Source organism: Helicobacter pylori SA37A (assembly GCF_000476015.1).
Taxonomy (GTDB): Bacteria; Campylobacterota; Campylobacteria; order Campylobacterales; family Helicobacteraceae; genus Helicobacter; species Helicobacter pylori_DB.
Map to the genome: position 1 here is coordinate 14,982 of NZ_CBOO010000006.1, position 12,561 is coordinate 27,542.

A 12,561-nucleotide genomic window follows, 5' to 3' on the forward strand; every position below is an offset into this window, starting at 1 on the left:
ATATTTCAAGCGCTAATCCCCTTTAGTATTAGCCCTATTAGCCATAAACGCATGCAATTCGTTGTATTCTTGGCGGTTTAAAAACCGCATTTTCCCTACCGGCAAGGCATTCAAATTCACAAAACCATAACGAACGCGCCTTAAATCCAACACCCCAGCGTTAAAAAACGCAAAAAAACGCCTTAATTCTCTGTTTTTCCCCTCATTGATGATGACTCTCAGTTTAGAATATTTGGCATGGTTTTTGATGATTTCATAACCAATAAAGGGGGCAAATTCCATGCTTTTAATGGGGGTTTTTTGGTGCGCTCCCTTAGTGGCGTTTTCTAATTTCAAGCCCTCTTGCATGGCGTTTTCCATCTCTCTTGTAACAAAACCTTGAATTTTAATGAGATATTCTTTTTCTAAATTCGCATGCATTAAAGCGCTCACCACCTCCTTACTATCGCTTAATAATAGCACCCCCTCGCTCGCAAAATCCAAACGCCCCACCGGTGCGAAATGGGCGTATTTTTTCTCCAAGCTTTCATAAATCACGCGCCGTTTTAAGGGATCGTTTTTACTCACTAATTCGCCCTTTGGCTTGTGATAGACCAGCACGCTGAATTTTTTGTTTTTAAGGGTTTAATGAGTCGTTTGTCTAAAAACACCTTGTCGTTTTCTTTAACCACGCTAGCGAGTTTGGCATGCTCATGGTTGATTTTCACCCGCCCTTCTAAAACCAATTTTTCAGCCTCTCTTCTTGAATGCTTGGTGTAGTGGGCTAAAAACTGGTTGATCCTCAAGCTAAATCCCTCCACTCTAATTCTTTAAAATCATCCTTAATCTTTTCATTTACCATTAGATCGCTTTGGATTTTGAATTGCTTATCCTTATCTTTGATGATCAAATACAAGGGGCGTTTGCCCTGGTGTTTTAAAGCGCTCTCTTTGATTTGTCTTAAAAACTCTTTTTTCACATCGTTTTCTAACACGATCGCCAAAGAGCAAGAGCTAGAAGCGAGCATTTCAATGGGGGGGATTTCGCGCACATCTTCTTTTTGCTTGTCAGGGTCTTTATAGCGGGCTTTAGGGATTTTAACCTCTCTAGCACTCTCTAAATCCAAGATTTCAAAAAGCCTCAATCGCGCCACTTCTTCTTGCTCTTCAATCTTGCATTTAAACACTAAAGGCTTATTAATACCCAACTCTTCTAAAGCGTTCAATTGCTTTTCAAACAGCATGAGTTCAAACTTGCCGTATCGATCCAAAATGTCCGCTGTGCCATAAGGCTTACCGCTTCGTTTGCCAATTTTCTTTTTAACTTCCATGATTTTACCCAGCAAATAAGCCTGCGAGCCGATTTCTAACTCTTCAATATCAATGCTTTTGACTAAATTTTTAAAGCCCTTAATCTCTTCTTTAAACTCGTCTAAAGGGTTGCCTGAAACATGGATTCCTAAAGTTTCATACTCGCATTCTAAAAGCGTTTTAGCGTCATGCTCGCCCAAATCAACCATGTCCAAAATAACCTGCTCTTTAATTCCGCCTTCCATGGCTCCAAAAAGAGAATTACCCCCTTGCATCATTTCATTAGCCTTGTCTTTAGCGCGCCCCGCATCGCAGATCAAATCCAAGTTAGCGAGCATGGTTTTTCTAGTGTAGCCTAAATTATCCAAGCTCCCTGATTTCACTAATGGCTCTAAAGATTTTTTAGTGAGTTTAGAAAAATCCACCCGTGAAATAAAATCTTCCAAACTCTTATAATCCCCTTTAGCCCTTTCTTCAATGATGTTTTTAATCGGCTCACCCCCAACCCCTTTAATCGCCCCTAAACCGAACACGATTTTCTTTTCCAATTCGCCCTTTTGATTTTTAAACTCCGCCACGCTGAAATCTTGCATAGAAGAATTGATGTGCGGAGGCATCACTTCAATTTCTAAAGCTCTGACCTCATCAATATAGCGTGCCACGGATTCAATCTTATTGGATTCGCTAGTAAGCATCGCTGCCATGAACTCATGCTTGTAATAAGTCTTTAAATACGCCGTTTGGAAAGTGATCATCGCATAAGCGGCTGAATGCGATTTGTTGAAACCATAGCCGGCAAATTTAACGATCAAATCCCACAAATTAGCCGCCTTTTGGCCATCATGCCCTAAATTTTTAGCGCCTTCTACAAACTTAGCCTTATTATCTGCCATGATTTGAGCGTCTTTTTTCCCCATAGCGCGGCGGATGAGATCCGCTTCACCCAAACTAAAACCGCCGATAGTTTGCACGATTTGCATCACCTGCTCTTGATAGACGATCGTGCCGTAAGTGGGCTTTAAAATCGGCTCTAATTCTTTAAACGCATAAGCGATAGGCTCAACGCCATGCTTTCTATTCACAAAATCATCTACCATGCCTGATTCCATAGGCCCTGGTCTCCCTAGCGCGATAATGGCGATAATGTCTTCAAAGCTTGAAGGCCTTAAGCGCTTGTTAAGCCCTTGAAACATTCCGGATTCAATTTGGAAGATCCCCACCGTATCCCCGCTTTGGATCGTTTTATACACTTTTGGATCGTCCATATCCAACGATAAAAAATCCACATCAATGTTATGTTGTGTTTTAATGATTTTAAGCGCATCATCAATCACGGTCAAGGTTTTAAGCCCCAAGAAGTCAAACTTGATCAAATCCACCGGCTCTAAATACTTCATGGAATACTGCGTAACGATACCGCCGGTTTTTTCAGAGGCAAACAAAGGGGTTTTGTGCCACAACTCTTTTTGGCTATCCACCACTAAGGCTGCGGCATGCACGCCTGCATTGCGATTCAAATTCTCTAAATTGAGCGAATACTCCCACACTTGTTTGGCTAATTCATTACTCTCTACTAATTCCTTGATTTTAGGCTCTAATTCCCACGCTCCCTCTATGAACTCACCATTTTTTTCATAGCCCTTAAGCGTGATGCCTAAGCGGTTGGGTATGAGTTTGGCAAAATCATCAGCCTCCTTATAGGGCATGTCCAAAACCCTTGCGACATCTCTGATCACGCCTTTAGCCAACATTTTATTAAAGGTGATGACTTGAGCCACATTGTATTTGCCGTATTTTTCAATCATGTATTCTATGATTTCCTTACGCCGGCGCTGGCAAAAATCCGTATCAATATCAGGCATGCTGACTCTTTCAGGGTTTAAAAACCTCTCAAAGAGCAAATCGTATTTCAAAGGGTCAATATCGGTGATTTTTAAGGCAAAAGCCACCAAACTCCCGGCCGCACTCCCCCTACCAGGCCCTACAGGAATACCCATTTCTTTAGCGTAACGGATAAAATCCCACACAATCAGCATATACCCTGGGAATTTCATGTTCGTGATGACTTCAATTTCTTTTTCTAAGCGTTCTTGGTATTGATCATGCTTTTCTTCTGGCACTAAGATTAAGCGTTCTTTCAAGCCTTCTCTGGCCTTATGGGCGAAATAAGAAGCGTCATCTTCAAAATTCAGCCCCTCATTTTGAGCGTAAGCTTTAGTGAATTTGAAGCTTGGGGGGGTTGGGGGGTTCTTTTTATCGTCTTTTAAATCAATCTCTAAAACGCATTTATCAGCGATTTCTTGGGTGTTTTCTAAAGCTTCTGGAATATCTGCAAAGAGCTTTGCCATTTCTTCGGGGGATTTAATGTAAAACTCATGCACGGAGTGTTTCAAGCGCCCCTTATCGTTTAGGGTTTTACCCATCGCTACGCACATCGCTATTTCTTGAGCCTTGGCGTCATTAGGCATGGTGTAGTGGGTGTCGTTGGTGGCAATGATTTTTAACCCTGTTTCTAAAGACATTTTAATGACTTGTTCATCAATGAATCGCTGATCTAAAATGCCATGGCGCATGATTTCTAAATAAAAATCGTCTTCAAAAATCTCTTGGTATTCGCAAGCGATTCTTTTAGCTTCATCATAGCCTTTAGCCCCATACTTGCGGTTTCTCTCATTATTAGTATTTAAATGGTAATTGACTTCCCCTTGCAAGCACGCGCTAGAAGCGATAATGCCTTTAGAATGCTCCCTTAGAAGCTTTTTATTGATGCGCGGGAAATAATAAAACCCTTCTAAATACGCCATAGAGCTTAAGAACATCAAATTTTCATAGCCCTCTTGGTTTTTAGCGAACAGGCACAAATGGAAACGCTGCTTGGTTTCTTTGCTAGAAAGGTTGTCATCGTTATGGATATACGCTTCCATGCCGATGATAGGCTTAATGCCTTCTTTTTTCATGCTCGTATAAAAATCAATCGCTCCAAACATGTTCCCATGATCAGTTACGCTCACGCTTTTCATGCCCAATTCTTTAACGCGTTTGGCTAGAATTTTAATCTTGTTCGCCCCGTCTAAAAGCGAATATTCTGTGTGCAAGTGCAAATGCGTGAAGGCTTTATTCTCTTTCATTGTATAACCCCTATTTGGATTTAATGCCATTATACCTATCGCTCTTTAAAAAACTCTTTATTAGATTATTTAGTGGTGAATTATTTTAAAATGGTGGTTATAATAAGAAAGTTTTTATTATTTTTAATGCTGTTTTAATGCTATTTTAGGAGTTCATCATGAAAAAATCCATTTTGTTGGGCGTTTGCTTGGTCTTTTCTTGTGCTCATGCCTTGAACGATTTAGAATTGATCAAAAAAGCGAGGGAAAGCCAATTAGAGCCTATGCCTATGGGCAAAGCGCTCAAAGAATACCAAATCAAAAAAACCAGAGATGTGGGTATTGGCGCTAAAAACAGCGAAATCATGACCTCCGCTCAAGTGGAATTGGGCAAAATGCTCTATTTTGACCCTAGGATCTCCACTTCCTATCTCGTGTCTTGCAACACATGCCATAATTTGGGCTTAGGCGGGGTGGATTTAGTCCCAAGCGCAGTAGGCTCTCAATGGAAGAAAAACCCCCACCTTTTAAGTTCCCCAACGGTGTATAACTCTGTGTTTAACGATGTGCAGTTTTGGGATGGTAGGGTTACGCATCTAAACGAACAAGCGCAAGGGCCCATCCAGTCTTCTTTTGAAATGGGGGCTGATCCTAAAGTGGTGGTAGAAAAAATCAATTCCATGCCAGGCTATGTCAAGCTCTTTAGAAAAGCCTATGGCTCTAAAGTCAAAATTGATTTTAAATTGATCGCTGATAGTATCGCTATGTTTGAAGCCACGCTTATTACCCCAAGCCGTTACGATGATTTTTTAAGGGGCAATCCTAAAGCGCTCAGCAAAGCCGAAAAAGAGGGGCTGGATTTATTCATTTCTAAAGGCTGTGTGGCTTGCCATAACGGCATCAATCTTGGGGGAACGATGCAGCCTTTTGGGGTGGTCAAACCTTATAAATTCGCTAATGTGGGCGATTTCAAAGGCGATAAAAACGGGCTTGTGAAAGTGCCTACTTTAAGGAATATCACCGAAACGATGCCCTATTTCCATAACGGGCAATTTTGGGATGTTAAAGATGCGATTAAAGAAATGGGCTCTATCCAGTTAGGCATTGAAATCAGCGATGAAGAAGCGAAAAAAATTGAAACCTTCTTTGAAGCCTTAAAGGGTAAAAAACCTAAAATACTCTATCCAGAACTCCCCATAATGACAGACAAAACCCCTAAACCCTCTTTTTGATTTTAAAAAGTCCTTTTTAAGGGGGCTTTTGGCGCTAAATCTAAAAAACGCTCAAAGCATCAGCATCTTTTGCGATCAATAATACAAAAGCTTGCGAAAAGCCAAGCGGTAATCTCTTAAAAAAGCGCTTAAAAATTTCTTTTTAACCCCTAATTTAGTGATCTTAGATTGTTTTGAAACCAAAAACCCACTCAAGGTGTTTTCAAATAAATTTTCATTTTTTGGTTGTCTAAAATGAGCGTGTCTTTGCCTTTAGTTACCGTAAAATTACCCTTAAAATTCTCCATAAATTCCAATTCAAACGCCATCAAATGCTCATCTCTACACACTTTTCTTGAAATCCCGCTATCTTCAATTGCGATGTGCCTATCGCCTTGCCATGTGTAGCTGGCAAAATACCGGTTGCAATAGCCTTTCCCATAAATACGATTTTCTTTTTGATCAAACACAAACTCTCCCATAGAGCTTTTAGGCTTTGGCTTCTTTTTAAAAAGCTCATACCAATGTTTCCTTTTTTCTTTTTGCTCTTGCTCTTTAGCTTCAATCGCTGTTTTATCTTCAGGCAAAGCGGTATTTAGAGAGGAATCTTGCTCTTCTTCATGCTCTCTAAAAGTGCTATCAGCGAGCATGGTTTCAATGTCATAGACTTGATGGTTCATTTCTACTTTTTGGATATGCCAATCATTGCTAGAAAGTTTTTTATCAAACATTTTTAAAAAAAAACACCCCGAAAAGACACAAGCCGTTAAAACGCTTGCTCCAGCCAATCGTAAATTCAAACAATTCCTCCTTATTTTTTATTTTTTTAATGGGCTTACGCTTTGCGTTTCAATGGCTTTTTTAATCAAAGAAATCGCTTCTTGCATCGCTTGCGTGCTGACATGTTGGAGGGATTGTATCGCGCTTTCTTGAAAATCTTGATTGCCATTTTTACTCGTTTTGGTCGTTTTATTTTCCAAGCTAGAAATATTTTCATGCTTAATGATCACTCCAGAATGCGAATCGCCTTTCACGCTAATGTCATAGCCTAGCGCGAATTCCGCCCTATAGGTAGAATTTTCTTTTTCTAAAAGAGAAAACGATAAAATCGTAAAGCGCACCGCATAAGTGGGCGCGCCCGCGCCATAAGGGGGCAAAGCCACGCCTAAGCATGCTTTTTGCGCTTCTTGCATGAACATGGTTTTTAACATGTTGCGAGGCAAGTCTATCCATTTTTGGTGCTTCCCATGCGTGATCTGCCCGTCTTGCGCCTTAAAAACAATCTCTTTAGTGTTGAATAAATCCGCGCTCAAAATACTAATGAGTCTCACTTCAGTCAAAGGTTTAGGGCATTGCGTGATTTCAAAAGAACTCGCATTCAAATCATAAGTTCTGATTTCTGGTAGCATTTGTTTTAAATTGATACTCAAGCAACCCTGAAGCAAGAACGCTAATGCTGATGAGAGTGAAAAGATTTTTATCGCCGTAGCTCTCATGATTATTTCCTTTCTCCAAAAATCGTTTTATAGGGGTTAGCGTCAAATTTGTCTATCAAAGCAGAGCCTTTTTCCACAAAATTATCAATGTTTCTTAAGCTCAACTGCGCTTGCATGATTAAAGGAGTGAACATCGCCTTAAAGTCGTATTGCCCCTGTTTGACGCGTTTATCCACATCTAAAGCCACATTATTGACATTAGAAACAAGGTTGTTAGCGTTGTTGATCAAAGAATCAAATTGAGTCTTTCTTGAATCCAAGTTAGCGATGAGATCATCCACTGAAGCGAGAATGTGCTTGAATTTTTCCACATTTTCATCGTCTAAAATCCTATTCACATTCCTAATCGCTTTCATCACTTCTTGCACCACTTGATTAGCATCACCGCTCAAGCGATCCATAAGCCCTTCTTTAAAGATTAAAATCCGCTCCCCTTTATCGCCACTACCATAAAATTCTTCATTGTGGCTTTGCTCTAAGGCTAAAAATTTTAACCCCATAAACCCTCTAGAAGAAACCGCCACTTTGGAATCTTTACGGATCTTAACGCTGGATTTAATCATCAAATCCAAACGGACCACCCCCACTTTATCCTTTGCAAAACCCACTTTGATGACATTACCCACTTGAATCCCTTTGTAATTAATGGGCGAGTTGGTCGCAATGCCTCCCAAGTCTTTGTCCGTATAGACCACGTATTCATAATATTTTCCGTCATCTAAGCCCAAATGACCTAGCCATAAAATAAAGCCTACCATGCACACTAAGCATAAAAAGAAGAGCCCGCCGATTAAAGTGTAATTCACATGCCTTTCCAAAATTTCTCTCCTCGTGTTGAATTGAATAAATTGCCTTCATCTAGCCCTTGAGTTTGAGCCTTTTTAATAAAATCCTTTAAATCCCCATTAAACTCTAATAGCCCGTCTTTGAGCATGATAAATCGATCCACGCAATCATGCACGGAGTCTAAATCATGCGTGATCATCACCACCGTAAGCTGTAAGCTCTCTTTGAGTGTCATAATCAGTTCGTCAAATTTGCCCGCGCTATAAGGATCTAGCCCGCTTGTTGGCTCATCTAAAAATAAGATTTCCGGATTAGTCGCCATAGCCCTAGCTATACCCACGCGCTTTTTCATCCCCCCACTCAATTCATAGGGGTAAAGGTGGTAAGCCCTAGGGGGCAAACCCACTTTTTCAATCCACATTTTAGAAATTTCTTCAACAATTTTTTTAGAATAAGCGCCGTATTGCTCTAGCATGACACCCACATTTTCTAAAACCGTTAAAGAGCTATAGAGTGCGCCAAACTGGAAGCAAATCCCACAGCGGTTAAAAATCTTTTGCTGCTCTCTTTCTTTGAGTTTCCATATATCTTCCCCAAAAAGCAACACTTCCCCTTTTGTGGGGCGATTGAGCAAGATCATGCACCTTAAAAGCGTGCTTTTACCGCTCCCTGAACCCCCTAAAATCGCCATCACTTCGCCCTTATGCACGCTAAAACTCACGCCCCTATGGATAATGGTGCTTCCAAAAGCGCTATGGAGATCCTTCACTTCAATTAAGACTTGATTGTTAGCAGCGTTCATTATATGTTCAACTTAGAAAAGAGAATAGAAAAAATAGCGTCTAAGAAAATGATCCAAAACAAAGCGTTCACGACGCTAATGGTGGTCAAACGCCCAATGCTCTCAGTATCCCCCTTGACTTCAAACCCGCGCATGCACCCCACCATCGCAATCGCAAACCCCCAAAAAGGGGCTTTGACAATCCCTACCAAAAAATGATTCCAACCCACTGTGTCATGCAGTCTGTCTATATAACTCGGGAAACCCAAATCCAATTGGTACTTAATCGCAAACATGCCCCCAAGAATGGCGAACGCATCGGCAATAAACACCAATAAAGGCAAAACAATCACTAAGGCTAACACCCTAGGCAACACTAAAAATTCAAAAGGGTTAAAGCCCATGGTTTTCATCGCGTCCAATTCCTCAGTGATCTTCATCACCCCAATTTGTGCGGTAAAACTGCTCGCGCTCCTCCCGGCCACCACAAGGGTTAAAATAAAAGGACCGATTTCTCTTAAAGCGAGTTTAGCCGTCATTTCAACCGACATTAAAGGCGCGCCCATGTCTTGTAATTGTAAAGCCCCTTGTAAAGCAACGGCAAACCCCACGATAAACACCGTTAAAATACTCACCGGCAAAACCTTAAACCCGGATTCATTAATATGATAGAGCAAAGGAGTGATGCAAAAGCGTTTGGGGTTGAAAACGCTTTTAATGAAGTAAAATAAAATCATGCCGCAAAAATTGAATGCGTTTAAAAAGGTGTTATAAGTCTCTACAAGACTCTTACCCAATTTAGTGATCATGAGTTCGTATTTTTTGCCCGCTTTTTTAGATTCCAAATCGTCTTCTTTTTCAAGCCAGTCTTTAACCATTTTCAAAGCGCAAGCGTTATTCTCGCTCACATTACACAATTCAATGTTTAAAGAACGCTCCTTGATGAGATCAAATAAAAACATGCCAAAAACAAAATCTATTTTTTGACACCCTGAAAAATCCATTTTTAAAGACCCTTGATGATCTAGTAAATTTTTTTTCAACTCATCTAAACGAAACACGCTCGTTTTAAAATCCCAATCCCCTCTTAAAATCAGCACAGAGTTCGCCCCATCTTTACGCATCTCTAAAAATTTTTGTTTCTCTGTCTTCATTAAAATATATTCTCTCTCAGATTAGGTAAAATCTATTAACAAAATTTTGTTTGTTAAAATGGCTATTTTAACACAATGATAAAACAAAAGGTTAAACAATATTCTGTTTAATAAAGGATTAGTTATTTTTAAAATGTTTAAAAAAATCATTTTTTTTGGCGTTTTCTTAATGGGGGGATTTGTTATTCCGCCCCTTGATGCCATGCCTATTTTGCACGATAAAACCCCCAAAAAAAATTACCAAGAAGCCCATGAAAAGCTCTATAGAAGCATCATTAACCGCCAAAAGCTCACACGCAAAAAAAGCGGGTGGTATTTTTTAGGAGGGTTTGGCGCTGTAGAGGCCATTAAGGACTATCAAGGCAAGGAAATGAAAGATTGGATTGCAACGCTCAATTTAAAAACCGGCGTGCAAAGTTTTTTTAAAAAATACATTGGGATCAGGGGGGTTTTTGCATGGGATCTTGGGTCAGGAAAAGTGAATTACCAAAGCCATAAAGATCCTACCAACTCTTTTTTTACCATGCTTGCGGTGGGTTTGGATGTGATTATGGAATTCCCTTTAGGGAGTTATAAGCATTATTTAGGGGCGTTTGGGGGAGCTAGGGGGGCTTTAGTCGTTTATACAGACAAGCAAAATTTCAAGTTTTTTAAACATTCGGTGGTTTCAGGGGGTTTAGCGATTAATGGGGGGGTTATGCTCACGCTTTTTTTAAGACACCGCATTGAATTAGGGTTTAAAATCTTACCCACCGCCAGATTGCTTTCTAGCTCCAAACGCTTTGAGACTTCACCCTTATTTTATGCGGCATACAGCTATAAATTTTAACCTTTTAGCCAACTTCAAAAATCCAATCTTTAGGGGCTTCTTGTTCGCCTTGTTGGATGGATAAAAGCAAATCATAGAGTTGTTTAGTAACATGGCCCGGCGCTTCAAAAAAATAAGACTTGTTATTATGCGTGATTTCTTTAATGGGCGTAATGATTGCAGCTGTCCCGCACGCTCCAGCTTCTTTAAACGCACCCAACTCATCCATTAAGATTTCCCTCTCTTCTACTTTGAGATTCAAATATTCTTTAGCCAAAACCATTAAGCTTTTTTTGGTAATGCTTGGCAGAATGCTTGGCGAATGCGGGGTGATAAAGGCATCATCATGCGTGATGCCAAAAAAATTCGCCGCCCCCACTTCTTCAATTTTAGTGTGCGTGGTGGGGTCTAAATAAATGCAATCATCATAGCCTTGCTCTGTGGCCATTTTGTGGGCTAACAGGCTTGCGGCATAATTCCCCCCCACTTTCACCCCACCGGTGCCTTTAGGCGCGGCTCTATCAAACGCCGTAGTGATAAACCTAGCCCCCCCTTTTTCTATACCCCCCTTAAAATACACCCCCACCGGCGCGCAAAACACGATAAAAAGGTATTCACTGGCTGGCTTTACCCCCAAATTATCCCCCACGCCTATGACAAAAGGGCGCAAATACAAACTCGCCCCGCTCTTGTAAGGAGCGAGCCATTTTTGATTCGCTTCAATCACTTCAGCGCATGCCCTTAAAAACAACTCTTCGCTCACTTTGGGCATGAGCAGTCTTTCGCATGAAGTTTGCAAGCGTTTGGCGTTTTCTAAAGGGCGGAAGAGTAAAGCCTTCCCCTTTTGAGAGCGGTAAGCCTTCAAGCCTTCAAAACAAGCCTGCCCGTAGTGCAAGACCGGTGAGCCTTCGCTGAGCTGTAACGCATTTTCGCTAACCAATCCGCCTTGCGACCACGAGCCGTTTTTATAAGTAGCGATGAAGCGAAAATCCGTTTTAATGTAGCTAAAGCCTAAATTTTTCCAGTCTAAATTTTCTAAATCTGCCATTTCACACCTTTAAATGGATAGTTTCAGGTGCGATTGTATCTAAAAAGGGGTTAAAAATCCCTCAAATAACTGATTTGAAACGCATAAACTCGGCGCACATCAGCTTGTAAGGTGTATCCCTTTTCGTTGGTAAGAGAGAAAAGCTGGTGCGTGATCGTAGGCACTTTAATCCCTAATTCTAGGCTATTGTGTTTAGCGATATGGGTGCGGACCCCAAATTTCCATAAAAACTGGAAATTAGCCGGGCTGTAACTGGAATTGCTGTGGTGTTTTGCATAATGAGCGATCTCTTTACTGATGCTCGTTGCCCAACTATCCCCAGCTAATTGGATTCCCACCACAAAACCAAAAACCATGTTTTCTTTATTCACAAAATTCCACAGCGTATCCAACCCTACACCATAAGTGAACAAATTGACATAATATTGCCCTTGATAGGAATCCCTTTCGGTTAAAGTCGTCCCACCAAAACTAAAGCTATTGTAAATAAACCCGCTCTCGCCCACCGGGATACCCTTTTTCATCACGCCAAAGCGGTTGTGCGCGTAGTCAAAAAACCCATAATAACGCATGCCAAACCATTTTTTCTTGCCAAAAAATTGCTTATAGCCCACTTCAAAACCCGCTCCTGCATAAGGCGGGAACTTTATCAAAGGTTTTTGCAAGCCGTTTTCATTCACCATTTTAGTCTGATTTTGTATCATGCTCACCTGGTAATTGACTCCCACAAAAGCCGCGCTCTCTTCAGCACTCGCTAAAACACCCAAAGCCCCTAACAATACAATTCTTTTCAACATTCAGTCTTTTCCCTTTATTCTTTGATAATGACTTTATATTATATTAGCTTAAAATGGCTAAGTATTACTTATAAAGAAATAATA

The 12,561-nt window shown here is 40.7% G+C and carries 10 protein-coding genes and 1 pseudogene; 2 read left to right on the forward strand and 9 right to left on the reverse strand.

Going from position 1 to position 12,561, the window contains the following annotated elements; translation table 11 throughout:
• Positions 1-12 precede the first annotated feature (12 nt).
• Positions 13-785: pseudogene (locus tag QT76_RS04030) on the reverse strand (pseudouridine synthase).
• Positions 782-4,417, reverse strand: coding sequence for a DNA polymerase III subunit alpha (gene dnaE / locus QT76_RS04035; protein ID WP_033616691.1), 3,636 nt, complete (start codon positions 4,415-4,417; stop codon positions 782-784). Before dnaE ends, QT76_RS04030 begins: the two are co-directional and overlap by 4 nt.
• A 158-nt stretch (positions 4,418-4,575) precedes the next feature.
• Between dnaE and QT76_RS04040 the strand changes: the two genes are divergently transcribed.
• A complete protein-coding gene (locus QT76_RS04040) occupies positions 4,576-5,628 on the forward strand; it encodes a cytochrome-c peroxidase (RefSeq protein ID WP_033616692.1) in 1,053 nt (350 codons plus the stop codon).
• A 191-nt stretch (positions 5,629-5,819) separates the two neighbouring features.
• Here QT76_RS04040 and QT76_RS04045 read toward each other — a convergent pair whose 3' ends face one another.
• The 5 genes from QT76_RS04045 to QT76_RS04065 are packed head-to-tail and all read right to left on the reverse strand — an operon-like array spanning position 5,820 to position 9,824.
• Entirely contained in the window at positions 5,820-6,407 is a 588-nt protein-coding gene (locus QT76_RS04045) for an META domain-containing protein (protein ID WP_033616693.1), read from the reverse strand.
• 18 nt (positions 6,408-6,425) lie between these two features.
• Positions 6,426-7,103 carry a hypothetical protein gene (locus tag QT76_RS04050; RefSeq protein ID WP_033616695.1) on the reverse strand — a complete coding sequence of 226 codons (678 nt, stop codon included), beginning with the start codon at positions 7,101-7,103 and terminating at the stop codon, positions 6,426-6,428.
• Between the two features lie 2 nt (positions 7,104-7,105).
• Positions 7,106-7,921 carry an MlaD family protein gene (locus QT76_RS04055; protein WP_000439506.1) on the reverse strand — a complete coding sequence of 272 codons (816 nt, stop codon included), beginning with the start codon at positions 7,919-7,921 and terminating at the stop codon, positions 7,106-7,108.
• On the reverse strand, positions 7,906-8,691 hold the full coding sequence (locus QT76_RS04060; protein ID WP_000990545.1) for an ABC transporter ATP-binding protein: 786 nt from the start codon (positions 8,689-8,691) through the stop codon (positions 7,906-7,908). The genes QT76_RS04055 and QT76_RS04060 overlap by 16 nt, the downstream gene beginning before the upstream one ends.
• Positions 8,691-9,824, reverse strand: coding sequence for an ABC transporter permease (locus QT76_RS04065; protein WP_033616696.1), 1,134 nt, complete (start codon positions 9,822-9,824; stop codon positions 8,691-8,693). Before QT76_RS04065 ends, QT76_RS04060 begins: the two co-directional genes overlap by 1 nt.
• A gap of 133 nt (positions 9,825-9,957) precedes the next feature.
• Here QT76_RS04065 and QT76_RS04070 point away from each other — a divergent pair, with 133 nt between their 5' ends.
• Entirely contained in the window at positions 9,958-10,653 is a 696-nt protein-coding gene (locus QT76_RS04070) for an outer membrane protein (RefSeq protein ID WP_033616697.1), read from the forward strand.
• Between the two features lie 4 nt (positions 10,654-10,657).
• Here QT76_RS04070 and ilvE read toward each other — a convergent pair whose 3' ends face one another.
• Both ilvE and QT76_RS04080 read right to left on the reverse strand, forming a co-directional pair.
• Positions 10,658-11,680, reverse strand: a complete 1,023-nt coding sequence (gene ilvE / locus QT76_RS04075; RefSeq protein WP_033616698.1) for a branched-chain-amino-acid transaminase — start codon at positions 11,678-11,680, stop codon at positions 10,658-10,660.
• 50 nt (positions 11,681-11,730) lie between these two features.
• Positions 11,731-12,477 (reverse strand): outer membrane protein, encoded by a 747-nt coding sequence (locus QT76_RS04080; RefSeq protein WP_033616699.1) that lies wholly within the window; start codon positions 12,475-12,477, stop codon positions 11,731-11,733.
• Between the last annotated feature and the right edge of the window lie 84 nt (positions 12,478-12,561).